At 63.3% G+C, this 25,345-nt stretch carries 26 protein-coding genes; 8 read left to right on the top strand and 18 right to left on the bottom strand.

Annotated features, from left to right (window positions below):
- Window positions 1–65: 65 nt before the first annotated feature.
- A complete protein-coding gene (locus BUS12_RS32430; protein WP_074301385.1) occupies window positions 66–935 on the bottom strand; it encodes an NAD(P)-dependent oxidoreductase in 870 nt (289 codons plus the stop codon).
- Window positions 936–1,029: 94 nt separating this feature from the next.
- On the opposite strand from BUS12_RS32430, the gene BUS12_RS32425 reads away from it, so the two are divergent.
- Window positions 1,030–1,818, top strand: coding sequence for a Mut7-C RNAse domain-containing protein (locus BUS12_RS32425; protein ID WP_074301384.1), 789 nt, complete (start codon window positions 1,030–1,032; stop codon window positions 1,816–1,818).
- Between the two features lie 59 nt (window positions 1,819–1,877).
- The gene (locus BUS12_RS32420) at window positions 1,878–2,165 is read left to right on the top strand and encodes a hypothetical protein (RefSeq protein ID WP_074301383.1); all 288 of its coding nucleotides are present in this window, start codon (window positions 1,878–1,880) and stop codon (window positions 2,163–2,165) included.
- A gap of 194 nt (window positions 2,166–2,359) precedes the next feature.
- Here the strand turns inward: BUS12_RS32420 and BUS12_RS32415 are convergent, their stop codons facing one another.
- The 6 genes from BUS12_RS32415 to BUS12_RS32390 all read right to left on the bottom strand — a co-directional run bounded on the left by BUS12_RS32415 (window position 2,360) and on the right by BUS12_RS32390 (window position 6,836).
- Window positions 2,360–2,572 (bottom strand): hypothetical protein, encoded by a 213-nt coding sequence (locus BUS12_RS32415; protein WP_074301382.1) that lies wholly within the window; start codon window positions 2,570–2,572, stop codon window positions 2,360–2,362.
- A gap of 240 nt (window positions 2,573–2,812) precedes the next feature.
- Window positions 2,813–3,565, bottom strand: coding sequence for an IclR family transcriptional regulator domain-containing protein (locus BUS12_RS32410; RefSeq protein WP_074301823.1), 753 nt, complete (start codon window positions 3,563–3,565; stop codon window positions 2,813–2,815).
- A 156-nt stretch (window positions 3,566–3,721) separates the two neighbouring features.
- Window positions 3,722–3,997 (bottom strand): hypothetical protein, encoded by a 276-nt coding sequence (locus BUS12_RS32405; protein ID WP_074301381.1) that lies wholly within the window; start codon window positions 3,995–3,997, stop codon window positions 3,722–3,724.
- Between the two features lie 850 nt (window positions 3,998–4,847).
- Complete coding sequence (locus tag BUS12_RS32400; protein ID WP_074301380.1) at window positions 4,848–5,633, bottom strand: DUF2242 domain-containing protein; 786 nt, start codon at window positions 5,631–5,633, stop codon at window positions 4,848–4,850.
- Window positions 5,634–5,815: 182 nt separating this feature from the next.
- The gene (locus tag BUS12_RS32395; protein ID WP_074301379.1) at window positions 5,816–6,478 is read right to left on the bottom strand and encodes a lytic transglycosylase domain-containing protein; all 663 of its coding nucleotides are present in this window, start codon (window positions 6,476–6,478) and stop codon (window positions 5,816–5,818) included.
- Between the two features lie 109 nt (window positions 6,479–6,587).
- Window positions 6,588–6,836 (bottom strand): hypothetical protein, encoded by a 249-nt coding sequence (locus BUS12_RS32390; protein ID WP_074301378.1) that lies wholly within the window; start codon window positions 6,834–6,836, stop codon window positions 6,588–6,590.
- A gap of 309 nt (window positions 6,837–7,145) precedes the next feature.
- On the opposite strand from BUS12_RS32390, the gene BUS12_RS32385 reads away from it, so the two are divergent.
- Window positions 7,146–7,490, top strand: coding sequence for a hypothetical protein (locus BUS12_RS32385; RefSeq protein WP_074301377.1), 345 nt, complete (start codon window positions 7,146–7,148; stop codon window positions 7,488–7,490).
- Window positions 7,491–7,586: 96 nt separating this feature from the next.
- Complete coding sequence (locus BUS12_RS32380; protein WP_074301376.1) at window positions 7,587–7,925, top strand: hypothetical protein; 339 nt, start codon at window positions 7,587–7,589, stop codon at window positions 7,923–7,925.
- A 5-nt stretch (window positions 7,926–7,930) separates the two neighbouring features.
- On the opposite strand, the gene BUS12_RS32375 is transcribed toward BUS12_RS32380, so the two are convergent.
- Entirely contained in the window at window positions 7,931–8,626 is a 696-nt protein-coding gene (locus BUS12_RS32375; RefSeq protein ID WP_171991743.1) for a PepSY-associated TM helix domain-containing protein, read from the bottom strand.
- A 14-nt stretch (window positions 8,627–8,640) separates the two neighbouring features.
- Window positions 8,641–10,812: a TonB-dependent receptor gene (locus BUS12_RS32370; RefSeq protein WP_253190242.1), complete on the bottom strand. Its 2,172-nt coding sequence runs from the start codon at window positions 10,810–10,812 to the stop codon at window positions 8,641–8,643.
- Between the two features lie 400 nt (window positions 10,813–11,212).
- On the opposite strand from BUS12_RS32370, the gene BUS12_RS32365 reads away from it, so the two are divergent.
- Together BUS12_RS32365 and BUS12_RS32360 are read left to right on the top strand one after the other, a co-directional pair.
- A complete protein-coding gene (locus BUS12_RS32365; protein WP_074301375.1) occupies window positions 11,213–11,779 on the top strand; it encodes a carboxymuconolactone decarboxylase family protein in 567 nt (188 codons plus the stop codon).
- Window positions 11,780–11,864: 85 nt separating this feature from the next.
- Window positions 11,865–12,536 (top strand): peroxiredoxin-like family protein, encoded by a 672-nt coding sequence (locus BUS12_RS32360; protein WP_074301374.1) that lies wholly within the window; start codon window positions 11,865–11,867, stop codon window positions 12,534–12,536.
- Between the two features lie 35 nt (window positions 12,537–12,571).
- Here BUS12_RS32360 and BUS12_RS32355 read toward each other — a convergent pair whose 3' ends face one another.
- The 6 genes from BUS12_RS32355 to BUS12_RS32330 form a co-directional block, all read right to left on the bottom strand.
- Window positions 12,572–13,504, bottom strand: coding sequence for a LysR family transcriptional regulator (locus BUS12_RS32355; RefSeq protein WP_074301373.1), 933 nt, complete (start codon window positions 13,502–13,504; stop codon window positions 12,572–12,574).
- A 320-nt stretch (window positions 13,505–13,824) separates the two neighbouring features.
- Window positions 13,825–15,642, bottom strand: coding sequence for a glutamine--fructose-6-phosphate transaminase (isomerizing) (gene glmS, locus BUS12_RS32350; RefSeq protein WP_074301372.1), 1,818 nt, complete (start codon window positions 15,640–15,642; stop codon window positions 13,825–13,827).
- Window positions 15,643–15,706: 64 nt separating this feature from the next.
- Window positions 15,707–17,068, bottom strand: coding sequence for a bifunctional UDP-N-acetylglucosamine diphosphorylase/glucosamine-1-phosphate N-acetyltransferase GlmU (glmU, locus tag BUS12_RS32345; protein WP_074301371.1), 1,362 nt, complete (start codon window positions 17,066–17,068; stop codon window positions 15,707–15,709).
- 167 nt (window positions 17,069–17,235) lie between these two features.
- Window positions 17,236–18,243 carry a tRNA 2-thiocytidine(32) synthetase TtcA gene (gene ttcA / locus BUS12_RS32340; protein ID WP_074301370.1) on the bottom strand — a complete coding sequence of 336 codons (1,008 nt, stop codon included), beginning with the start codon at window positions 18,241–18,243 and terminating at the stop codon, window positions 17,236–17,238.
- Window positions 18,244–18,246: 3 nt separating this feature from the next.
- On the bottom strand, window positions 18,247–18,642 hold the full coding sequence (locus BUS12_RS32335; protein WP_074301369.1) for a dihydroneopterin aldolase: 396 nt from the start codon (window positions 18,640–18,642) through the stop codon (window positions 18,247–18,249).
- 79 nt (window positions 18,643–18,721) lie between these two features.
- The gene (locus tag BUS12_RS32330) at window positions 18,722–19,546 is read right to left on the bottom strand and encodes an SDR family oxidoreductase (RefSeq protein ID WP_074301368.1); all 825 of its coding nucleotides are present in this window, start codon (window positions 19,544–19,546) and stop codon (window positions 18,722–18,724) included.
- 13 nt (window positions 19,547–19,559) lie between these two features.
- Here BUS12_RS32330 and BUS12_RS32325 point away from each other — a divergent pair, with 13 nt between their 5' ends.
- Together BUS12_RS32325 and BUS12_RS32320 are read left to right on the top strand one after the other, a co-directional pair.
- Entirely contained in the window at window positions 19,560–20,747 is a 1,188-nt protein-coding gene (locus BUS12_RS32325) for a class I SAM-dependent methyltransferase (RefSeq protein ID WP_074301367.1), read from the top strand.
- 75 nt (window positions 20,748–20,822) lie between these two features.
- Window positions 20,823–21,017: a DUF2905 domain-containing protein gene (locus BUS12_RS32320; RefSeq protein ID WP_074301820.1), complete on the top strand. Its 195-nt coding sequence runs from the start codon at window positions 20,823–20,825 to the stop codon at window positions 21,015–21,017.
- Window positions 21,018–21,610: 593 nt separating this feature from the next.
- Here BUS12_RS32320 and BUS12_RS32315 read toward each other — a convergent pair.
- The 3 genes from BUS12_RS32315 to BUS12_RS32295 form a co-directional block, all read right to left on the bottom strand.
- A protein-coding gene (locus tag BUS12_RS32315) for an IS3 family transposase (protein ID WP_253190019.1) occupies window positions 21,611–22,746 on the bottom strand; the annotation gives its coding sequence in 2 pieces (ribosomal slippage) (window positions 21,611–22,488 and window positions 22,488–22,746; 1,137 coding nt in all).
- Window positions 22,747–22,913: 167 nt separating this feature from the next.
- Entirely contained in the window at window positions 22,914–24,149 is a 1,236-nt protein-coding gene (locus BUS12_RS32305; RefSeq protein ID WP_074301366.1) for a multifunctional CCA addition/repair protein, read from the bottom strand.
- A gap of 186 nt (window positions 24,150–24,335) precedes the next feature.
- Window positions 24,336–25,289 (bottom strand): complex I NDUFA9 subunit family protein, encoded by a 954-nt coding sequence (locus BUS12_RS32295; RefSeq protein ID WP_074301364.1) that lies wholly within the window; start codon window positions 25,287–25,289, stop codon window positions 24,336–24,338.
- Between the last annotated feature and the right edge of the window lie 56 nt (window positions 25,290–25,345).

Here is a 25,345-nt window from a genome sequence, read left to right as displayed (position 1 = left end):
CGCTGCGGTCTCCGGGTTCAACCAGCCCCCGCCGCGCGCACCGTCGACGCGCCCTCAACTTGCCCTCAACGCCCGGCGCGGCGCGCCGACACCTGCCCGAGCACCGCGAAGTCTTTCTCGCCGTCGCCGTGGGCGATCGCTTCGATCAGGCTGTCGCGCACGACGCTCGCCACCGGCAGCGGCGTCGACACCGCATCGGCCGCGGCCAGCGCGAGGCGCACGTCCTTCAGGCCCAGACGCGCCTTGAAGAGCGCCGGCTCATAGCGCCGTTCCGCGATCATCTTGCCGTAGCCCTGATACACCGGCCCGGGGAACAGACCGGCCGTGATCACGTCGAGAAAATCCTGCATCGCGACGCCATGCCCCGTCACCAGGCTCGCCGCCTCGCCGAGCGTTTCAACCGCCGCCGCGAGCATGAAATTCGCCGCGAGCTTCATGACATTCGCCTGTTGCGGCAGCGATCCGATGCGCCACGTTTTCTGGCCGATCACGTCGAATACCGGTTGCACCCGGTCGATCGCCTCGGCCGGACCGCCGGCGACAATGGTCAGCTTGCCCGCTGCCGCGACGTCCGGGCGTCCGAGCACCGGCGCGGCCACGTAGTGCAACCCGCGCAATGCGTGCGCGTGGGCCAGTTCTTCGGCCAGCGCGACGGAAATCGTCGCCATGTTCACGTGAATCAACCCGCGCGGGGCGTGTTCCAGCAACTGGGCGTCGATCACCGCGCGCAGCGCTGCGTCGTCGGCGAGCATCGAAAACACCGCGTCGCCGCTGAACGCCTCGGCCGGCGAACTCACGACCCTGGCGCCGGCGGCGGCCAGCGGCTCGGCGCGTTGCGGCGAACGGTTCCAGACCCGCACCGTGTGGCCGGCTTTCAGCATGTTCTGAACCATAGCGACGCCCATCTCGCCAAGACCGATAAAACCGATGTCCATCTCTTGCTCCCATCTTCAAAGGAACCGGAAGTAAAGCACAGCCCTGTGACACGCGCAGCCAGCGCGCCACAGGACACGGTGCCATACTGGCACGATGGTCACCGCGACATTCCGCTTCTATGAGGAGCTGAACGATTTTCTCGCCCGGCCGCTGCGCCGGCGCGCGTTCAGTTGCGTCTGCGCGCATGCCGCGACCGCCAAGCACATGATCGAGGCGCTCGGCGTGCCGCACACGGAAGTCGAGTTGATTCTGGTGAACGGCGAGTCGGTCGGCTTCGAACGGCAACTCGCGGACGGCGACCGCGTGGCGGTCTATCCGAAGTTCGAAGCGCTCGATATCCAGCCCTTGCTGCGCGTGCGCGAGCGTCCTTTGCGGGTGATGCGCTTCATCGCCGACGCCCATCTCGGCGGCCTCGCGCAACTGCTGCGGCTCGCGGGCTTCGACACGCTCTACGACAACCACTACCCGGACGCCGACATCGAGGTGCTGGCCGCCGCCGAACACCGCATCGTGCTCACCCGCGACCGCGAGCTGCTCAAACGGCGCACCATCACCCATGGCTGCTACGTGCGCGCGCTCAAACCGAAGGCGCAGTTGCGCGAGATTTTCGACCGGCTGGATCTGGCCGGCAGCGCCCGCCCGTTTCGCCTGTGCCTCACCTGCAACGTGCCGCTGCGGCGCATCGCCAGGGACGAGGTCGCCGGCCGCGCGCCGGAAGGCGTACTCGAGCGTCATACCCAGTTCGTCACCTGCGACGTGTGCCGCCGCGTGTTCTGGGAAGGCACTCACTGGCAGCGCATGCGCGCGTTGATGGACAGCATGGCGGGCGAGCGCGCCGCCCCAGTGGAGACGCCGTTTTGTCCCGCGGAACCCCGCCCCTGACTGGCAGGGCGGCGCGATGCGTACAATGCGGGATTACCTATCAAGCAGAGGCATTCCGTATGGCGATGAAAAAAACCGACCTTGAGAAGAACAAGGCCCTGAAACTGACCAATTCGATGAAGCTGGCGACCGCCGACCGCTTCGGCAAGGCCTCCGCTGCCGCGCCGGTGCTGGACCGCCGCGAACAACGCAGGCTCGACCAGGCGCAAGGACTCGTGCCGTTCGCCTGCAAGCTCAACGCAGATCTCGTCGCCCAGCTGCAGGAACGGGCTGCGGCGCATCCCGAAGGCATGACCGGTCTGCTGACCGAGATCGTCAAACGCGGCCTCGCTGCGGACGCGTCGTAAGTCGTCATACCCCACCCGCCTGCGGCCGTCTCCGCTCCCCGAAGCCAATCTCCCGCATCCCATGAAAAAAAGGCCAGAGCGCGAGGCTCTGGCCTTTTTCCTGCAAACCTCAACCGCTCCGGAAGTCCGCGTCAGCCTGTCGGCTGGCTGCGGTGCGAACCGGCGAGGTCCGCGCGGCGGACAAAAGCGCTCGCTTAGTTCTGCGTACCCTTGTCGTTCGTGCCGGCAGCCGATGCGGCCGCCGAAACGCCAGCACGCTTGCCGTGCGTCTTCAGCTTCTTGTGGTGCTTGGCGGGCTTCGCGGTGCTAGCTGCGGCCGGCGCGGCTGCGTCGGATGCCTGTGCGAAAGCTTGAACGGAGACCAGCGCGAGAGCTGCAGTTGCGAGCGAGGCAATGACTTTTTTCATGTGTTAATCCCCAAACCTGAACGACTATGTCAATGTGAATGAATAAGAACAGCATGGTGAAGCAGACATGACGACGCGGCGCCTGGCGGCTCCCCGCGGGGGAGTATCACGCAGCGTAGGGCGTTTGTCATCCCATATCACGCCCTGTGTATTTTCCGGGAGACAGGTTTCTTTCGTTATCCCTTCAGTCGATTTGCGCGTGCGCCTGGCCCAGGCGGGACAGGTCCGCGATCTCCCGATCTAGACGAGATTGCGCAGCAAACTGGCGGTTTCCTGCAGCGTCGGGAGCACCCGCTGCAAGGCGGCCTGGGCCGACTCCCGACCCATCGGCATGCTGACGCTGATGGCCGCTACCACGGAGCCGTGACGGTCGCGCAGCGGCACGGCGACGCCGCGCATGCCGAGTTCGAGCTGTTGATCGGTGACGACGTAGCCGTTACGACGCGCCTCGCCCAGCACGTCACGCAGTTCTTTGACGGTGGAGTAGGTTTGCGGCGTGAAGACCTTGATTTCGTAGGTCGAAAGCCAGTGGTCGATCTCCTCGGGCGCCTGGAACGCCAACAGGATCAGCCCCGCCGACGACAGCGGCGCCGCAGCCCGCGAGCCCAGCACGAAGCCGACCGCCATCGCCCGGTTCACGCCGTTGCGCGCCACGTAGACCACGTCGTGTTCGTCGAGAATCGCCACCAGCGCGGTTTCCTGCAGGGTCGCCGTGATCCGCTGCAGGAACGGCTGCACCGTGCGCGGCAAGCGCGCCGAATCCAGATACGACTGGCCGAGGCGCAGCACGCGCGGGGCCAGCCAGAACAGCTTGCCGTCCGTATCCACATAGCCGAGTTCGCGCAGCGTCAGCAGATAACGGCGCGCTGCCGTGCGCGATAGCCCCGCCCTTGCGGCCACCATCGTCGGCGTCATGCGCGCGTGTTCTTCGTCAAACGCTTCGATGATCGCCAGGGCTTTGGCCGCGCCAGCGATCCAGTCTTTTTCATCCATGATTTCCGCCTGAAATGCGCTCGACGCCACCGTTCAGTCTCGACAGCGGCGCGTTTGCGCGATTATCGCGCGGTGCGGTTCTTCATGGAGAAATGGCGGTTCAACGAGGGGACGAGGCGGGGCGGCATGCCCCGCGTCATCAGGCTGCGGGGCTTGTTACGCCGCCCGCGCCATCGCCAGTGGCATGCCGGCGGCGTCGTTCATCACGTTGCGGCTATCCGCCGTGGGCGGAAACACGCACCAGCAACCGTCGTCGTGCCTGAAGAAGAACAGACCCCGGGCGCCCGCCTCAAGGGCTGTCTCGACCCGCACGTAGCGTCTGCCACCCATGCGGGTGCGGCTGAATTCGGTCACGCGAACGGGAATCGACGGGCCCGGGGCGAGCCACTTTTCGACGAGAAAGCGCAGGGACTGTTCGCTGGCGGCCCTCATGATCCTCTCCACATGCGTTCGTCCTGGGTCACGTCGCGCGTGTCGTCGGCACTTTCCGAGGTGGACGGCTCGTCGGCTTCGTCCTCCGCCAGTTCGATGGCACGGCTGGTTGCCGCGGCCCTCAGCGTACTGCAATGGGCAGAATGTCTGATGTCTGAGAGGAGACGGACAAGCTGTCGTGCTGTTCTGCGTTTCATCGCACACCCCCGCACTGCACAAGTAACTTGATAAAGCACTTTAACTTTATGCCTGGACGGTGCACTGCTGTGTAGTTTTTGACTAAATAGCAACAGTCGCGGTTGAAGTCGCGCGTACCGGATGCCCGCACCACCCGACACCAATGTGCGCGCATTGGCGCAGTGCAGTATGTGCGCTGGCGACCGTAACAGGCTGGATGGGATCGGCGGCGCACTGGAGAGCGCCGCGCCACGAGACTGCACCGCTCAGACAACAGTTAAACGGCGTTCTGGCGGATAACTTTAAGGTGAGTGGCGCAGAGTTATCCACGTAGCCCTATGGACAACTCCGGGATAGCGCCGCTAACAGGCTGTGTGCGGATTCTTGATAACCGGCGCAGGAGATGGCGCGACGCCGAAGTTATCCTCGGCCCGCTGGCGCTCTGCACGCGCGCTCCGCATTGTTATGGTTTTGTTACAGCGTTGACCGGACGGAGGATTTCCCGCTTGTCCACAGGACGGCGCGCCCTTTGTTAACTACTACTACATACGTATACGTATGAAGTAAAACCATTGGGGAAAAGTGTGCCGACCCATCCATGATGCTGCGCCGACCCATGAATGATCAGCGCAGCGCGCTCCTTGCCGAGCGTAAGTGTTAGCGCGTTAAGGCCTTAGGGACTCACGCTCGGTGCGCTGGCAGCCTGCGTCATGTCGGGACGGCCCAACGCATCCGGCAATTCCAGCGCAGCGGGCGCCACCGGCGTCAATAACGGCACGTTCAACGCGCTCGAAGGCGGCGCCACTACGGGCGTGGTCGCCAACTTCGGCGCCGGCACCAGCGGCACCGGAGCGACGACCGGAACCGCAGCGGGAGCCGGAAGCGGCGTGCTCGTCACATCATTGGATTTGACCGGCATAGTCCGTACGACCGTCTGCAGGTAGTGATTGAGCAGGGCGAAGAACCGATCGTAGAACGTGCCCGACGGGATCGTCTCGCTGGAGATCTTCACCATCGCGTCGTTGTTGGAGCGGATCGGCAGCGACAGCGAACCGAGCACGCTCAGCCCGACGCTCGCCGACGTATCGCTTTTCTTCAGCGCAAAGCCGTTCTGCACCGCGTTCACGTAGACGATGCTCGTATCGGCGGTTTCCTCGCCCGGCGTACAGACGACGTGAAACTCCACCACGATATGCGAATCGCCGGTGGGCTGGAAATTCTTCGTGCCGTCGACGGTATCCGGGTGCGTCAACGTCGTCATATAGCCCTGGCTTAGCAGCGCGCGGCGGGCAGCTTCACAGGTGTCGGTGGTGCTGGCGTTGAAATTACGCGCGAAGGGACTTGCGCCCGTATCGAACTGTTCCTGCTGAAACTTCGGCTGGGGTGCGCTCGAACAGGCGGCGAGCGCGAGCAATCCGAGCAGCGACGCTGCGGTGAGTTTGGAAAATGAGGTGCGCATGATTCTGGGAGGCGAACGACTTAACGTCGAATGGCATGCATTGTAGAGCGGTTGCCAGGTGGAGCGGAAAACAACCCGCAGACGACGTAACACGTTGAAACAACAAGGTTTGTAGGGTGTTCGTCAACGTGGCGCACGCTGACCGGGCCAGGGGCTGCGGCCGGTTGCGTGCCGCGATGCCGTCAGGGCGCCGAAGCCGGTGCTGCAGCCGACAGGCCAAACGCGGCCGGTCCGGCCGCGGCGGCGTTCGCCGACGGAATGTAAAACGAACGGGCGCCGCTCGCCGGCGCCGGGCAGTCGTCGGTGGCGTGGGCGTCGCACGCCGCCTGTTGCGCGGCGGCAGAAGGTGCGTCGTCCGGCTTCGCGACCACGGGAGCGAAGGTCTGGACCCGCATGCTGACCTTTTGCGCGTAGGCCAGCGAGCCGCCGTAACTCTTCAGTGCGAGGCTCAGATCGCCGCCCGCCGACTGCATGTAGCCGTGCAGGATGGCGGAGCCGGCCTCGATGTTGGCGCCAGGGTCGGTGAGGTCCTTGACGTTCCGCAGCAGCCCGCGGTGCGCGGCAGGCACCACCTGCATCAGGCCCGTCGCCCCGCGCGGGCCCTTGGCCTTTTCCTTGAAGCGGGATTCGATCGAGATGATTGCCAGCAGCAGCGCCGGCGGCAGCGAATACTTCGCCGCCGCGGTCTGGACGGCATCCGAGATCTGCTCGGCCTTGGCCCGGGCCACGCCGAACTTTTGCGTCAGGTACGCGGAGATGCGCTCGTGGTCGGGGTCGGTTTCATCGGCCGCTGCGATCTGCACCAGGCCCAGCGACAGCATGATCAGACAGAGTAAGCGGCTCATGAGCGAAGACCGTTCGAGAGGAGAAGCCTCTCATTATACCGATGCCCGAAAAATAGGCACCTATTCGTCAGAACATAGTCAAAACCGCGTGGGAGGTGGATCGAGCGGATTACTGCGCCTGTACCTGCTGGTGCATCGCCGCCTGCTGCTGGGCCTGTTGTTGCGCGTGCTGTTTGGCAAGATGCCGGCCGACGAGACAACCGCCCACGGCCCCCACCACCGCATGATGTCCCGCGTAATGACCGGCGACCCCGCCGACCACCGCGCCCTTGATGCAACCCGCCGCGTGGGCGGTTCCGATCGTGGCGAGCGCCAGCGCGGCGCTGAAGAGGGCAAACCTGATGCGACTTGCGTTCATGTGTCGATAACTCGTGTGTGGATGGGCGCGGCAGGCGTATCTACGAAGATCGATACCTGAGCGCCGGGTGACGGACAACGGTTCGCAGTATAAAAGACGCGCCTTACGGCGAGTGCAACGGCAGTACGACATCGGTAACGCAAGGTTACGGTAGCCTCGGCGCAATGACTGAGGCGCAAGATCCGAGGTGGGACGTCAAGCGCCTGAAAACGCGATCGCGTTTAGACTTCCGCATGGAATCCGATGTTGATTCTCCAGCTCGCGCCCATATGTGTGGTCGCTGAGTAACGACAGTAGGCAGGCCGATACATGAACAAACCTGAATTTACCGAGCCCGACAGTGCGCGTCCCGACTTGCTGTGTTTCCTCGTCGCGATTGCAGCCGCCTCGTATGCCTTGACTCAGGAATGGCGCGTCGACCATGTGGTGGAGTGCTGCCGTCAGTGGCTCAAGAAGAACCGCCTGAAGATGCACTGGCTCGACCGCGTGCTGATCGGTCAGCTTGCGCTGAAGATCGCCAGTCAGGATTTGCTGGACGCAGGCGTCGCCGTGCGGCTGTCCAGCGTGAACGCGCTGTTCACCAACGAGATGGAACTCAACGGCGCGAGCACCATGGTGCAGAGAATGATGGCGCTTTGTCACGAGGCGCTTTGAGCGCGTGGGTGGAGAACGTATAGTGAAGTGAGACCGTGCCTGCCTTAGGGGTAAGCTTCGGTTCAGGACGAAACGTCTTTGACGGGGGACGGCACGATGGCTATCACTTCAGATGCGACCTACCGCCCGCAAGGGCAGCCGCCCGAATCGCTGCGGGCGCTGGCCGGGTATCTTGAACTCTCGCTCGACAAGGGCAAGTGCCTCGTCATGATGCGCCATGGCGCCGACGTCTGTTCGGTGTATGTCGGCGATCCGTCTGACGAGGAAACCCAACTGACCGCGCACGGAACCCTGGCGACAGCCGTGGCCGACGAAATCCTCGAGTACACGCATCCCGGCACGAATCAGATCACCGTCGGCGATGAGACGTACCGTTTCTTTCGCAGCTTTACGCACATCGACAATGTCGGCGCGGTAGTGTTCGCTCCTGCGTAGCGGGCCTAGAGCGTCTGCATGCCCAGCACGAGGGTCGTGGCGATCGAGACCATGAAGATCAGCGCACCGATCGTGCGTCTGCGGTTCAGTTCGGTCCATAGAATCACGCCCGTCAACGACAGCAGAACCATGCTGCCGGCAATCGAATCGGCAAGCAGAATCCAGCCGGCGCTCGCGCCCGTCGAGCGATGCAAGCCTTCGAGCGTCGCAATGACGCCTTGCTCGCGACGCTCGACGCTGACGAACGTGCCCCCCTTCCAGTAGTCCGCGCTGACGACATAGTTCGGCGCGTTGAAGCGCACCGCCCAGTGCTCCGGCTGAATGACCGACTGATCGCCCCACGTGACCGGACCGGCCGGATCGCGCGTGACGCGCTCCGCGGGCCGGTCGAGTTTCAGTTCGGTGCGCAGCCAGCCGGCCAGTTCGCGCGGCGTCTTGAACTGAGCGGACTGCACGGGCATCTGCACGGTCGACACGACCGGACCGCCCACTTTGATCTTCATCGTCGCACGATGATTCTGCAAAAAACCGGTCACGCCGAACAGCAGGCCCAGCACCGCGCCCCACAAGCCGATCCAGCCGTGCACCTTGCGCAGCCACTTGAGAAAGGTGCTGCGCAACGAGCGCGTGCCGCCCGTGCGGGAGCGACGCTGCTCGATGAATTCCGGATTCGTGGCGGTCCGGGTTGCGATGTCGTTCAACGGATATCCCTTGATCAAAAGTCGATGGTCGACGTGAGCTCGAGCGTGCGGCCGAGGCCGACCGCTAACTGGTTCGAACCCGCAGCGCTCCAGTAGCGCTTGTTGGTCGCGTTTTCCAGGTTGGCCTGGAGCGAAACGCGCTTGCCGTACAGGCGCGTCGCGTAGCGCAGGCCAGCCGTGTAAATGGTGGCGCCGCCGATCCACGCCTGATCGGCGCTATTCACGGGCCGCGGTCCCACGTAGTACATCCCGCCATTGACCGACAAGCCTGCGAGCACCGGCACACGATATTCGGCGAAGAGGCTCGCCGTGACGTGCGGCGTGTTCTCCGGCGTCTTGCCGACCAGCGTCGGATCCGACGAGTCGAGTTGCCGCGCGTCGAGATAGACCGTCGATGCCGTCAGCGAAACATCTCTCGTCACATCGCCCTGCACCGAGAACTCGATGCCGCGAAAGCGCGCATTGCCGTCCATCGCGTAGATGTTGTCGGCGTTGGTGTCGGCCGAAGGCTGGCGCAGATTGAACAGCGCGAGCGACACCAGCGCACGGTCCGCTACCCGCGTGCGAATGCCGACTTCCTCCTGGCGGCTCACGGCGGCAGGCAGGATCTGGTTCGCATTGGCGGCCGTCGCGGGCGCGCTGCCGGCCGATTCGAGCGCCTCGACATAGCTCGCGTAGACGCTCGTGTCAGGCGTGAGCCGATAGCTGAGACTACCGGAGGGAGATGTCTTGCTGATGTCCTGGCTCGGCGTGCCCGCCTGCGAACTCATGTACTCGGAGCGGCGCGCACCGGCGATGAATTGCAGGCGCGAGGTCAGATCGACCTGGTCGAACAGGTACACGCCGCTGTTGCGCACGTGCTGCGCGTAGAACGGCTTCGGCGTGCCGCTTGGCGTCAACTTCGTGACAGGTACCGGGTCGTAGAGATTCTGAGCCGCCGTGTAGAAGTAGGTCGTGAAGTCCGGCTGGAACAGCCAGTTCTGCATGACGCCGGCGGTCAGCGTATGGCCGATCGGCCCTGTCCTGAACGCACCGGTCGTTTCGAGCCGCACGTTCTTGTTCTCGTACATCTGGCCGTTCTGCTGGCTGGCCTGCAAGGAGCCGGCGCCCGTCGCGAGGTTGTACTTCTGGAACACCCACGCCCAACGGTCGCGACGCGTGATCGACTGGCCGATCGAGAAATCCACGCTCCAGTTGTCGGACAGTGCGTAGTCGGCACGCAGCAACTGGCTATTGGCGCTCGCCTGGGTCGGATGCGCGTTGCTGACCAGCAGCTTCGACGGATCGGGGATGGCAGGCAGCGTGATGACGCCGTTCTTTGCCGTGAGCGGCACGATGCCCGCCTGCTCGACGATGCTGGATTCGACGTGTTCGAAATCGTATTGCAGCTTCAGCTTGCTGCTGATCTTCCAGTCGAGCGCGGCGCTGACGAACTTGCGATAGCCGCGATCGCCGTCGATCGGCGTCTCGACGTGTTCGTCCATCGCGTTGACGCGAATGCCGAACTGATCGTCGCTTCCGAAGCGCCGCGAGAGATCGACCGCGGCACCGTACGAGCCGTTCGAATCGGCGAGTGCCGTGACGCTCGTGACGGGTTCAGCGCCCGCCCGCTTCATGACCATGTTGACCACGCCGGCCGGCACGGTGAAGCCGTAGTAAAGAGCCGACGCGCCCTTCAGCACTTCGACGCGCTCCTTGTCTTCCATCGGCATCCAGACGTTGTTGTCGATGGGCAGGATGCCGTCGATGTAGTAGCTCGAGCGGTTATCGAGCGCAATGCCGCGGATCGCCAGATTGTCGTACGCCAGCCCGTTCAGTTGCAGGCGCGTCACGCCCGCCACATTGCGTAGCGCGTCGTATAGCCCCGTGTCGCCTTGCGCGTCCATCACGTCGCGCGTCACCACGTTGACGGTGGCGGGCACGTCGAGCGCGTCGAGTCCCTTGTAGGGCCCCGTCTCGACGCTCGCCGGAGCAAAATGCTGCGACTTCTCACCGGTGATTTTCACCGGTGCAAGTTGACCGGCGTCATCTGAGGTCTCACCTACGCGGCTTTCCGCGCCAGGTTTGGCACTGCTTTTGGTGTTGCTGTCCGGCGTCTCGGTCGTATCCGCCGCTTGCGCCGAAGTGCTGATCACGCTCGCCGCCAGCAATGTGCCGATCCAGTTCCGCTTACGTCGATGTGCCAATGGGTGTTGCCGTGTACCGCCGCCGTGCATGAAAGTTTCCCCGTTCCAAACGCTCGCTCAACGCAAGCCGGACCGCTCCGGTGCCGGTTGCCGCGATATTATTACAAACATAAATGCGAATCATTATCGTTTGAAAGCGGAATGGATGCAAGCTTTCCGAACCGTAACAGATGGCTTTTCGGCGGATGGGGATGGGCTCTAACGCAAACCTCTTTTTCGCAGCATGGGCGCGGTTTGCAGATCGCGAATTCAAGTTTCCGCTTTGAATTTTTTCGCTACCGGTCCCGGCCCGCCCGTCGCTTTATGCCCGCCAGGAATGACTGTTATCGACGGCGCCTGCCTTCTTCGCGCCGGCGCTCGCCGTCATCATTTGCTCACCGTCAACCCACCGGAGCAAACGATGAGCACCTTCCCGACCTACACGATCGACAACGCACCGTCCTTGTCGAAGGCCGGCCTCGAAGACACCAAACGTGCCTTTGGCTTTGTCCCCAACCTTCAGGCGCACATGGCAGAGTCGCCTGCGCTTCTGGCCGGTTACTCGGCACTGTGGGACCTCTTCTCGAAGAGCACACTCACGCCGCACGAGCAGCAGGTCGTCTACCTGACGTCGAATTTCGAAAACAACTGCCACTACTGCATGGCCGGTCACAGCACACTCGCGAAGATGATCAAGATGGACGCGGGCGTGATCGCCGCGCTGCGCGCCGGCACGCCGCTGCCGGATGCAAAGCTCGAAGCGCTGCATCGATTCACGACGCTCGTGGTGCGTGAGCGGGGCTTCGTTCCCGACGCCGACGTCGACGCCTTTCTCGCCGCAGGCTACACCCGTCAGAACGTCCTCGAAGTGATCCTCGGCGTGGCGACCAAGGTGATGAGCAACTACACCAACCACATCGTCCACACCGAGCTCGACGCGTTCATGGCCGGTAACGAGTGGACCAAACCTGCCGCTGTCGCCGCCTGAGCCATCGTCGGGAGCCCCAGTGGCTCCGTCCGACCCGCGCCCATGCATCAACTGATTCGTAGATATCTCTTAACGGAGAACGCTCATGTCACTGCAAGACAAACTCGACGCCTTTCGGGCCGACTTCAAGGCGGGCAAGCCGCCGTTTCACGCGCCGCCGGAAATTCATCCGGTGATGGAGCGCGCCACCGCGGAACTGATTGCGAGCGGGCAGGCGGGACGCGCAATCAAGGCCGGCGACCGCGCGCCTCACTTCAACCTCAAGGATCAAAACGGCAACGACGTGTCTTCCGCGGCGTTGCTCGTGAAGGGCCCGCTGGTCGTGACTTTCTATCGCGGCGTGTGGTGCCCGTACTGCAACATCGAGTTGCAGGCGATCAACGAAGTGTTGCCGGAGATTCAGGCCTATGGGGCGAACATCGTGGCAATCTCGCCGCAGACGCCGGTCAATAGCCGCAAGTCCGTGCGCACCAACGAGCTGGGCTTCCCGGTGCTGAGCGACGTGAACGGTCAGACGGGCGCCGACTTCGGACTGCGCTTTGCGTTGCCCGACTATCTGGTGGAGCTTTACAAGAACCTGAAGAACGATCTGCCGGCGTTTAACAACGACCCTAGCTGGACCTTGCCGATGCCTGCGCGCTACGTCATCGGACAGGACGGCATCGTGCTGTATTCCGAGGTCAACCCGGATTACACGCGCCGCCCCGACCCGTCGGACATGTTCCCGGTTCTGGAGAAAGCGACGGCGAGAGCCTGAGCTTCACCGTATGCCCTGCCGGAGACTGCAGCGCGTCAATCGGCACGCCCGGTTTCCGAGGGCGTGCCGCCCTTGCTGCTGACAGGGGCGCCGAGTATCTCCTCCACGAAGGCGACGAAGGCACGCGCCTTCGCACTGACGAGGCGTCCGGCCGGGAATACCGCCCACAGGTCGATCAAGGGCAATTCCCAATCGGTCAGCACAGCCTGGACCGTGCCGTTGGCAAGCTCAGGAGAAAACATCCATTCCGACGCGATCGCGAGGCCCATGTCGCCGAGTACCGTCGTGCGCATGCCCTCGGCGGCGCTCACACTGACGCGCCCGGACACGACCACCGCCACTTCCTTGCCGTGCTGGCTGAACGCCCACGACTCACCGCCGCCCCGCAACGAATAGACCACGACCTGGTGCTGGCTCAGGTCCGCAGGCGTCTTCGGCACGCCCGCTTCGCTGAAATAGCCGGGCGTGCCGACAACCAGCCGGCGGCTTTGCGCAATGCGGCGTGCGGTCATGGTCGAATCGTCGAGCGAGCCCATGCGCAACGCGACGTCCACACCTTTTTCGAGCAGGTCGATGGTGCGATCGTCCAGCACGATGTCGATCTGCAGGTTAGGGTGCCGGTCAAGAAAGGTCTTGAGCGCCGGCAGAATGTGCAGACGCGCGAAGGTCACCGCGGCGCTGATGCGCAACACCCCGGACAGCCCGGTCGACGCGTCGCGCACGACCTGTTCGGCAAGATCCACTTCTTCGATTGCGCGCCGCGCGTGCTCGTAGAAACGCTGACCGGCATCGGTGGGCGTCAGGCCGCGTGTCGAGCGCAACAGGAGTCGCACGCCGAGCCGCTCCTCGAGTTGCGCGATCGACTTCGAGACGGCCGGTTGGCCGAGCTTGAGACGCTTCGCAGCCGCCGAGAACGAGCCCGCCTCCACGACGCTGACGAACGTTTCCATTGCTGCCATGCGGTCCATGCCGTTGCGTCTCCCTGAATGACCCTGAAGTCGCTGTCGCGGCTGGAGAGGTTTACAGCGGCAAGTCTATCGCTTCAGACTCCTGGCCGCGACAACGGGAACGCCGGGGCTGAAATGAGCGTTCGCGACGCGTTGTCGGACTTACTTCCGCATGGGCGACCACTGCTCCATCTCTTCCTTGATGAAGGTGGCTAGAGACTTGATGTTACGGTGGACGCTGGCCTGCTCAAGTGCAGTCATGTACTCCGCGCGGCGTTTCATCGTGATGACCGTCCAGGGGTATTAGTGCTCTCCAGCAGACGCACGCGACCAACATACCCTCACTCCACCGTCACCGACTTAGCCAGATTCCTCGGCTTGTCCACATCCGTCCCTCTCGCACACGCCGTGTGATAAGCCAGCAACTGCAGCGGCACCACATGAAGAATCGGCGACAGCAACCCATAATGCTCCGGCATGCGGATCACATGCAGCCCTTCGTCGTTGACGATCTTCGTATCGGCATCCGCGAACACATAAAGCTGACCGCCGCGCGCGCGCACTTCCTGGATATTCGACTTCAGCTTCTCGAGCAGCGCATCGTTCGGCGCCACCGTCACCACCGGCATCGCCTCCGTCACCAGCGCCAGCGGCCCATGCTTCAACTCACCCGCCGGATACGCTTCCGCATGGATATACGAGATCTCCTTGAGCTTCAACGCACCTTCAAGCGCGATCGGATAATGCAGCCCACGCCCGAGGAACAGCGCATGTTCCTTGCGTGAAAACTCTTCGGACCACGCAATGATCTGCGGCTCCAGCGCCAGCACGCTGTTGAGCGCCGCCGGCAAGTGCCGCAACTGCTTGATGTAATCCGCTTCCTGCGCCGCGCTCACATGACCGCGCAGCTTGCCGAGCGTCACCGCCAGCGTGAACAGCGCAACCAGTTGCGTCGTGAACGCCTTGGTCGACGCCACGCCGATCTCGCGGCCCGCATGCGTCAGGAAGGAGAACTCGGTCTGCCGCACCATCGCGCTCGTGCCGACGTTGCACACCGCCAGCGTATGCGAATGCCCAAGCGATTGCGCATGCTTCAGCGCCGCGAGGGTATCCGCCGTCTCGCCCGACTGCGAGATCACCACCACCAGCGCCTTCGGATTCGGCACCGACTCGCGATAGCGATACTCGCTCGCAATCTCGACCTGAGTCGGGATCTTCGCGATCGATTCCAGCCAGTACTTCGCCGTCAGCCCCGAGTAATAGCTCGTGCCGCAAGCCAGAATCAGCAAGCTGTCGATGCCGGCAAACACCTTGTCCGCGCCCTCGCCGAACAGCGTCGCATCGAAGGTTTCGGCTTGCGGGATCGTGTCGGTGATCGCACGCGGTTGCTCGAAAATTTCCTTCTGCATGAAGTGGCGATACGGACCCAGCTCGACCGCGCCACCATACGCCGCCACCTGACGCACCTCGCGCTGCACCTCGTAGCCTTCACGGTCCGCAATGCGCACGCCTTCGAGCGTCAGCTCGCACACATCGCCTTCTTCGAGGAAGATGAAGCGCTCGGTGCTGCCGGCCAGCGCCAGCGCATCCGAGGCGAGGAAGTTCTCACCCTCGCCCAGTCCGACGACGAGCGGCGAACCCTGCCGCGCGCCCACCACCGTATGCGGCTGGTCCTTATGCAGCACCGCAATCGCATACGCGCCGTGCAATTGCTGAACCGCGGCACGCACCGCAGCGAACAGGTCACCCTGATACAGGCTATGCACCAGATGCGCGATCACTTCCGTATCGGTCTGCGAAACGAATTCGTAGCCCTTGCCGCGCAGCATTTCACGCAGGCCTTCGTAATTCTCGATGATGCCGTTATGCACGAGCGCCAGCGCATTGCGCGAGAAAATCGGGTGCGCGTTGTTCGTGACGGGCGCGCCGTGCGTGGCCCAGCGCGTATGGGCGATCCCCGTGATGCCTTCGAGGCGGCTCTCGCGCACCTGCTCATCCAGATCCGCCACCCGGGCGACGCTGCGCGCACGCTGCGGCTCGCCGTTGGCCAGCACGGCAACGCCGCATGAATCGTAGCCGCGATATTCGAGGCGACGCAGTCCTTCGATCAGGACGGGAACGATATTACGTTGCGCAACCGCGCCAACAATGCCGCACATAGAGTCTTGGTCCTTTGCAGGGGTTCAGTATCAGAGCGTGCAGCGGTCGCACGCCAGGTGCCCTTCAGCTTTTCTTCTTGGTCGGACGCACGAAGCCCGTCTTGCTGGTCTGCGTCTTGTCGTTCAGCACCAGCACGTTCTCCGCGACGTCCTTCCAGATCGTCGTGCCCGCGGCAATCGTCACACCGCGCCCGACGCGCACCGGCGCGACAAACTGCGTATCCGAGCCGACGAACACATCGTCTTCGATGATCGTGCGGTGCTTGTTCGCGCCGTCGTAATTGCAAGTGATGGTGCCCGCGCCGATATTCACGCGCGCGCCGACATCCGCGTCGCCGATGTAGGTCAGATGGCCCGCTTTCGAGCCATGGCCGATCACGGCATTCTTCACTTCGACGAAGTTGCCGACATGCGACTCGTCCTGCAGCGAGGCCCCGGGCCGCAGCCGGGCATACGGCCCCAGCCCCACGTTCGCACCGATTTCGGCGCCTTCGATATGCGTGAAGGCTTCGACCCGCGTGCCCGCGCCGAGCGTCGCATCGCGGATCACGCAGTTCGGCCCGATGGTCACGTTGTCCGCCAGCGTCACGCGCCCTTCGAATACGCAGTTCACGTCGATCGAGACATCGCGCCCGCATTCGAGCGTGCCGCGCACATCGATACGCGCCGGGTCGGCGAGCGTCACGCCCGCCGCCAGCAAGTCATCCGCGACGTTGTGCTGATGGATCCGTTCGAGCTCGGCCAGTTGCTGCTTGCTGTTGACGCCGAGCGTTTCCCATTCTTCGTCCGGTTGCGCCGTGACGACTTCGAAACCGGCTTCGATGGCGCGCTCGACCACGTCGGTCAGATAGAACTCGCCCTGCGCGTTGTCGTTCTTCAGCGAGGCGAGCCACATGCCGAGTTGGGCTGTGGGCGTGACGACGATGCCGGTGTTGATCTCGGCGATGCGCAACTGTTCCGGCGTCGCGTCCTTTTGCTCGACGATGCGCACCACGCAGCCGGTCTGGTCGCGCACGATGCGCCCGTAGCCCGACGGATCGTCGAGCGTCACGGTGAGCACGCCGTAGCAACCTTCCGCGGCGCTGTCGACGAGCCGCTTGAGCGTGCTTGCCCGCGTAAGCGGCACGTCGCCGTACAGCACCAGCGTGGACACCATGGGATCGAGCAGCGGCAAGGCCTGCTGCACCGCGTGGCCCGTGCCGAGTTGCTGTTCCTGCACGGCGAACAGGACATCGGGCGCTGCCACCGCCGCGCGCACGGCCTCGCCGCCATGGCCTACCACCACCACGAGACGGGTGGGCTTGAGCGTACGGGCGGTGTCGATGACGTGAGACAGGAGCGGCCGGCCGGCCAGGGGATGGAGCACCTTGGGCAGCGCAGAGCGCATGCGCTTACCGGTGCCTGCCGCCAAAATCACAATGTTCATGGCGTCGGCGAGGGGGACGAGTTTGGAGCCGTTAATTCTAGCATGCGGCTCATGACGGCGAACCCGCCGTCAAAGCCCACGCCGGCGGCGCGCAAGCCCGGAAGCGTGGGGCTTCCGGGGCTTATCGAAGCAGAAGTAGCTGAAGAAGCGAAAGAACCCGCGTCACTTCACAGATCGTCGAACTGCACGATCGAAATCGGCTTCGCGCCATTGAGCGTCAGGCCTTCGCCGGCATCGGTCGAGCACGGTTCTTCGTCGAAAGCGATATCGCCGTGCGGATCGGCCTCGCCCGTCGCGCGCAGATCGGCGAACGGGAACAGCTTGTGATCCATCAGATGCGACGGCACGATGTTCGACAGCGCGTTGAACATATTCTCGACGCGGCCCGGGAAGCGCTTCTCCCAATCGCGGATCAGCGCCTTCATTTCCGCGCGCTTCAGATTGGGCTGGCTGCCGCACAGGTTACACGGGATGATCGGAAATTCGCGCAACTCCGCGTATTTCTCCAGATCCGTCTCCTTCACATAGGCGAGCGGCCGGATCACGATGTTCTTGCCGTCATCCGATTGCAGCTTGGGCGGCATGCCCTTCAGCTTGCCGCCGTAGAACAGGTTCAGGAGCAGCGTCTGCAGGATGTCGTCGCGGTGATGGCCGAGCGCGATCTTGGTCGCGCCCAGTTCGCCCGCCACCCGGTACAGGATGCCGCGCCGCAGCCGCGAGCACAGCGAGCAGGTGGTCTTGCCTTCCGGCACCAGCCGCTTGACGATGCTGTAGGTGTCCTGGTTCTCGATGTGGAACGGAATGTCCAGTTGCTTCAGGTATTCCGGCAGCACGTGCTCCGGGAAACCCGGCTGCTTCTGGTCGAGGTTGACCGCGACGATGTCGAAGTTGATCGGCGCCCGTTCACGCAGGCGCATCAGCACGTCGAGCATGGCGTAGCTGTCCTTGCCGCCCGACAGGCACACCATCACCTTGTCGCCTTCCTCGATCATGTTGAAGTCGCCGATCGCCTGACCGACGAGGCGCGCGAGCCGCTTGAAGAGCTTGTTGTTCTCGTACGCCTCTTTCTGCTCGCGCCGCGTGAGCGCCGGCTTGACGGGGCGTTCGGCGGCGCTCGTCGCTTCGGCCGTGGCGGCCTGCTGCGACTCGGCGCTCAGGATTTCAGGAGCGTTCATGGCTCAATCCTCTTTGATGCGGAAGACTTCGACGCCGACTGCATCGCAGTCCGGATACACGTCCGGCTTTTCCGTGGACACGCGAGCCGCGCGCACCTGCGGATGGGCGAGCAGCGCGGTCAGGAGGTCGTCGCAGAGCGTTTCCTGCAGATGGATGTGCCCCCGCTCGACGCGGCGCGCGATGGTGGAGCGCATGAAGTCGTAGTCGACGACTTCGCGCAGCTTGTCTTCGACGGGCGTCGACAATGCGAGCGGCACGTACAGTTCGACGTTGATCACGACGCGCTGCTCGCCGCGCTTTTCGAAGTCGTGCACGCCGATGTTGATGTGCACTTCGTAGTTGCGCAGAAAAAGCCGGCGGCAATCGGCTAGCCGGGGGTGCGAAAGAGCGGCAAACATGGTCGTTCCAGTCAAAAAAGGCGTGCAGGGCACGCAAGGGGGCGCTTCAATGCGCGACGGCCAATGGGGCCGCGCGCGTTCAGGCGCCCGTCAAAAACATCACGTCGCGCGGGGACGGCACGAGGTGCTGACCACCGTCGACGACCAGCGTCGTCCCGGTCACACCCGCCGCCTCGGCCAGATACAGCGCGGCGGCGACGATATCCTCGGGCCGCGACGCACGGCCGAGCGGGGTGACGCGATGAGCCGCGGCAAAACCTTCCGGCGTCTGGTCGCCCGACTGCAGCGTCAGACCGGGCGCGAGACCCACCACGCGCAGCTTCGGCGCCAGCGCCTGGGCGAGCGCCACGGTGGCGGTCTGCAACGCGGCCTTCGACAGCGTATAGGACAGGTAGTCCGGATTCATGTTGTACAGCTTCTGGTCCAGCACGTTGATGACGACGGCGCGCTGCGTTTCGTCGCTGCGCGCCGCGTCCGGCGTGACCTCGTACAGCATACGCGCCAGCACGAGCGGTGCACCGACATTCGCGGCCATATGGCTCAGCAGAGCTTCGTAGCCGACGTTCTGGGCGGTATCTTCGTCGAACTGGGAGGCATTGTTGACGATACACACCGGCCGGCCCAGCGCTGCGGTGCAGTCCGGCACGAGCCGGGCGACCTCAGCCTCGACGGCGAGGTCCGCCTGCAGCGCGACCGCGCGACGGCCGAGCGCGGTGATTTCGGCGACCACTTCGTCGGCTTCGGCCTTCGACTTCCCGTAATGGACGGCGACGTCCCAGCCCCGGCTGGCAAAGCCGAGCGCGAGGGCGCGACCGATCCGCCGGGCGGCGCCGGTGATCAGCACGACGCGCGCGACGGCGGCCGGACGGGCGTGGACTGCGGAAGTATCGGAGGGGACGGTCATTTACAATACGCGGATGAATCCGAAAGCTCACCAACCCGATAGTTTACCTGCTCCCGGCCCGACCGCGCTTGCGCAGTCGGAAGCGCTGGCTGGGCAGATCCGTGCGGAGATCGCGCAAGCGGGCGGCTGGCTGCCGTTCGACCGCTATATGGAGCGCGCCTTGTACGCGCCGGGACTGGGCTATTACGGCGGCGGCTCGGTGAAATTCGGCCGTCGGCCGGAGGATGGCAGCGACTTCGTCACGGCGCCGGAACTCTCGCCGCTATTCGCCGCGACGCTGGCCCGACCGGTCGCGCAGGCGCTGGAGGCGAGCGGCACGCGTCACCTGATGGAATTCGGTGCGGGCACGGGCAAGCTGGCGGCGGGTCTGCTGAAGGCGCTGGATGCGCTGGGCGCGCAATTCGACACGTATTCGATCGTCGATCTGTCGGGCGAGTTGCGGGAACGCCAACGCGCGACGCTGGAGGCGGAGGCGCCGGCGCTGGCCGCGCGGGTACGCTGGCTGGATGCGTTGCCGCAGCAGTTCGAGGGGGTGGTGATCGGCAACGAGGTTCTGGACGCGATGCCGGTGCGACTCTTCGCGCATACCGGGGGTGTCTGGCACGAACGCGGCGTGACGTTGCATGAGGGAGTGTTCGACTTCGAAGACCGGCCGGTGAACTCAGCGCAGGACGTTGAGTTTCTGGCGGAGATTGAAGTGGATGGCGAGTACGTCACGGAGACGCACGACGCGGGGCGGGCTTTTACGCGGACGATCTGCACGATGCTGACGCGGGGGGCGGCGTTGCTGATCGACTATGGGTTTCCGCGCCACGAGTACTACCATGCGCAACGTGCGGGGGGGACGTTGATGTGCCATTACCGGCATCGGGCGCATGGCGATCCGTTTGTTTATCCGGGCTTGCAGGACATTACGGCGCACGTGGAGTTTACGGGGATTGCCGAGGCGGGCGTCGAGGCGGGGGCGGATTTGCTGGGGTATACGTCGCAGGCGCGGTTTCTGTTGAATGCGGGGATTACCGAGGTGCTGGGCGAGATTGATCCGACGGATACGGCGCGGTTTTTACCGGCGGCCAGTTCGGTGCAGAAGTTGTTATCCGAGGCGGAGATGGGGGAGTTGTTCAAGGTGATTGCGTTTTCGCGGGGCATCGAGGAGACGCTCGATGCGTTTGCCAGTGGCGACCGGACGCATACTCTTTGATTTGAGCCCGTTCGGGTTGGTTTGTGCTTCTGGTTTGCATTTTCGTTAGGGTTCGTTTCCGTTAGGGGCTTTGCGATGATCCGGTGGTTGTTGACTACGTTTATCGCTGTGGCCATTTTGTCGTCGTGCTGGCCCTGGCTGCGCAAGATTGGGATTGGGCGGATGCCCGGGGATGTCACCCTTCGGTTGTTCGGGAAGGAATATCCGTTTCCTTTTATGTCTACGCTTGTTTTGTCTATGATTTTGTCGGTGATTGCTCGGGTTTTGTAGTTGCTTTTTTGCCTGCGGCGCTTTGGTTGTTGTTCTTGGGGTGTTGGCCTTTCCTTGATTTCTTAGTGGTCTATTAGCTTCGCCCCTGTGCGGGGCAGCACTTACTTTCTTTGCCGCCGCAAAGAAAGTAAGCAAAGAAAGCGGGCTCACACCGCCAGCGTTTAGCGAGCCATCTAGGTCCACCACTGGAAACGGCCCAAGACAAGACCCGCCCTCGCACCCCACACGTTATTGACACAGCACTCATCCACCCCACTCCGCACTACGTGCGTCGCGGATGGGTCTGCATGGGAAGGCGGGGTCTTCCTGGACAAATAGTACTGTCAATTAACATTAGATATCCTACCGAAATTGCAGAAGGCGTTATGCCCGCCGGCGGAGCGCGTAGCGCAACGCTGGAACGAATGACTGCCTTGTCACGAGCGGTGGAAATGCGAGGGCGGGTCTCGTGTTGGGCCGTTTCCGGAGGTAGACCGAGATGGCTCACTAAACGCTGGCGGTGTGAGCCCGCTTTCTTTGCTTACTTTCTTTGCGGCGGCAAAGAAAGTAAGTGTGTAGTGGTCAAGCCCCTTTGGACACCCACAAAGGGGTTTTCAGTAAATAGAAGCCTCATAACGCGCCGGTGGCGAATCATTGGCCGCCGAATGGATGCGCCGGTAGTTGTAAAAGTCAGCCACGTAACCCGCGATATCGCGCTGGGCCTGTTCGTGACTGCAGTACTCCTGTTCTCCGATCCATTCACTCTTCAGGCTTCTGAAGAAGCGCTCGACCACCGCGTTGTCCCAGCAGTTTCCCTTTCGGCTCATGCTCTGCACCATCCCGTTTGCCTTCAGATCACTCACGAAGCGTTCGCTGGTGTACTGGCAGCCCTGGTCGGAGTGGAACATCAGTCCGGGGGCTGGGCGCCGGCTGCTGCGGGCCTGCTGTAGCGCCTGGATCACCAGCTCGGTATCCGCCTGCAAGGCAAACGCCCAGCCCACGATGCGACGCGAATGCAGATCCATCACGATCGCCAGATAGGACCAGCCCTGCCGCGTTCTCACATACGTAATGTCACCGGCCCATACCCGGTTGATCGCACCCGGCTCGAACTTGCGCTCCAGCAGGTTGGGCGCCACCAGTGCTTCACCTTCGGCCTTGCGATAGCGGTGCGTTCGCCGTCGCGCCACCGCCAGTTGCGCCTCGCGCATCAGCGAACGGGCCCGGTAGCGTCCGATCGCGTGACCTTGCTGCTGCAGCGCCCGCGCCATCCTGCGACTGCCGTAACTGCTGCGGCTCTCGCTGTGGATCTGGCGCACAGTTCTGAGTAGCGCGGGTGAAGCTGCCGGCTTGCAAACCCGTCCCGCGAACGCGTAGTAGCTGCTTCGCGGCACCTTCAGCAACCTGCACATCAGACTCACCGGCCAGGCCTTCTTCAGCGAACGGATCACTTCGAGGAGCGATCCAGTTCCTTGACGAAGAAGGCCGTGGACTTTTTTAGTATGTCGCGCTCACGTTCAAGCTCGACCACCCGCGCCTCAAGCTCCCGGATACGCCGCTGGTCAGCTTTGACCTGCACCTGCGTGCGCGGCGGCTGGACCTGCTCGGCGCGCCACTGCGCCACCCACCGCCGCAACGCCGTATCGCCAACACCTAGCGCTTCGCTGGCCTTCGCGAACGAGTAGCCCTGCGCAACCACCAGCTGCACCGCTTCTGCCTTGAATTCGTCAGTTATGTTCCGTCTGCTCATTTCTCACCTCGGTTGGAGAATTATCCCCTTTAGAGGTGTCCAGAGTCATTGGACCACTACAGTGCTGCCCCGCACAGGGGCGAAGCTAATAGACCACTAAGAAATCAAGGAAAGGCCAACACCCCAAGAACAACAACCAAACCAAGCCGCCGCAGGCAAAAACCCAACTACTCCCCCAAAGCCCGCCCAACAGCCCTAACCCTCTCCCGATGCACAGCATCTTTAATAAGCGAAGGCTTCTCAGCAAGACCAAGCGCGACAGCCCCCGCATCAACAGCCCGCGCAGCGACAAGAGCGACACGAAGCCGTTCAGCCTGCGGATACTCGCTGGCCTCAAACCCTAACCGTCCCCGAGCATCGGCCTCACAAGCCTGCAAAGCCTCAGCAAACCGCGCAGGTTTCCTAAGCGCATCACACCGCTCAAACAACCGCACAACCCCAGCGGCACCCGTATCCATCACGCGATGAATATTCCCATGCTCCCGCGCAACGAGAACAGCCAGATCCCGACACTCATTCGGCACCCGCAACCGCTCGCACAAAGGCTTAAGCAAATCCACACTACGCCCTTCATGCCCAATATGCCGCGGCAACACATCCTCCGGCGTAGTCGCCTTCCCCAAATCGTGCGTAAGCGCCGCAAACCGCACCGCCAACGCATACCCCTGCGCCGCGGCATGATCCACCACCATCATCACATGCACACCCGTATCCACCTCCGGATGGTAGTCAGCCCGCTGCGGCACGCCCCACAACGCATCGATCTCCGGCAAAATCCGCACAAGCGCGCCGCACTCGCGCAACACCTCGAACATCCGCGACGGCCGTGCCTCCATCAAGCCGCGTGACAACTCCTGCCACACCCGCTCCGGCACCAGCGCATCCACCTCGCCCGCGCTCACCATCTTGCGCATCAATACCTGCGTCTCCTGCGCCACCGTGAAATCAGTGAAGCGCGCAGCAAAACGCGCGACGCGCAAGATTCGTACGGGATCCTCAAGAAATGCATCGCTGACATGACGGAAGACGCGCGCCTGCAAGTCGGCCTGTCCATCGAACGGGTCGATCACCGGCCCCGTCAACGTGCCGTCCGGCTGCAACTGGCGAGCCATCGCGTTGATCGTCAGGTCGCGCCGCGCCAGATCCTCCTCGAGCGTGACGTCCGGCGCATAGAAGAACTGGAAGCCGTGATAACCCGCCGCCGTCTTGCGCTCGGTGCGCGCCAGCGCATATTCCTCGTGCGTCTGCGGATGCAGGAATACCGGGAAGTCCTTACCCACCGGACGGTAGCCTTGCGCCACCATCTGCTCCGGCGTCGCGCCCACCACCACGTAATCGCGGTCCTGAACCGGCACACCCAGCAACTCGTCGCGGATCGCGCCGCCTACCACGTAGATATTCATGCGCACGTATCGTAGACAGGAGTCGCGGCTTTTGAGCCGGCTGCAAACAACTCGATGCACACTGCCTCGAACGGAATGCCGACATGTTTCAACAGCAGCCGCGGACGCAATGGCCACGACCCATCGTTCTTGTCACCAATAAGGAGTTTCATTGCCTGATAAGCGAGAAAATGAAAAACGGGGAATTCAACGCCCGGCGTTGGCGCGGAACGCATTGAAGCGCGAGCGGGGCGACGCTCCGGTCAGATACACGGGCGCAATGGTCTCGATGCTGGCCGGCTCAAGGCCCAGCTCGGGCGCAAGCGGCCCACTCAGCACGCTCGGCACCTTCATCGAATCCAGATTGTCGCGCGAGATCACCGGCTCGCCGGGCGCGATTTCGAAAGTCAGCGCCTGCAGCCGCGCCAGCGCATCCGGCAGACGGATGATCCGCGCGTGACGGCCGATCACGTCGCCGCAGTACTTCACCAGTTGCTCCAGCGTATAGACGGTCGGGCCGCCCAACTCGTAGCTGCGACCGCTGGCGGCATCGAGATCGAGCACGTTGACGATGGCCTTCGCGACATCGCCGACAAACACCGGCTGGAATTGTGCATCCGGGCTCGCCAGTGGAATCACCGGAAAGATCCGCTGCAAGAACGCGAACTGGTTCAGGAACGCGTCCTCAGGACCGAACACCACCGAAGGCCGGAAAATCGTCGTGGCGAGCGTGGAGGCGCGCACCGCCTTTTCACCGTCGCCCTTGGAGCGCAAATACATGCTCGGGCCATTCTGGTCGGCGCCGAGCGCGCTGATATGGATCAGCCGATGCACGCCCTTGCCTTCGCATGCGGCCACGATCTTCGTCGGCAACTCGACGTTCGCCTTCGCGAATTCCGGGCCATACGGCGTGCCGCGTCCGCCATGCAACGTGCCAACGAGGTTGATCACCGCGTCGGCATTCTCGACGAAGCGCGCGAGCTCGACCGGATCGAACACATCGGTTTCGATCACGTCGATTGGCAGCAGCGTGAGATGACGGGCGTTGTAGCGCTGGCGCGTAGCAATGCGGACGTCTTTGCCGAGCTCGACGAGCGCGTTGACGAGATGGCTGCCGATAAAACCGGAGCCGCCGATGATCGCAATGGCTTGATGTCGCATTTCCGACTCCCTGGTGGAAGCCGCGGCAACGGCTGGAGTGAGGCGCCGCCGCGTGA

Origin of the sequence: Paraburkholderia phenazinium (genome assembly GCF_900142845.1) — a bacterium.
Taxonomy (GTDB): Bacteria; Pseudomonadota; Gammaproteobacteria; order Burkholderiales; family Burkholderiaceae; genus Paraburkholderia; species Paraburkholderia phenazinium_A.
Note: the sequence above shows the minus strand (reverse complement) of the source record. Positions and strands in the feature narration are given on the sequence as shown.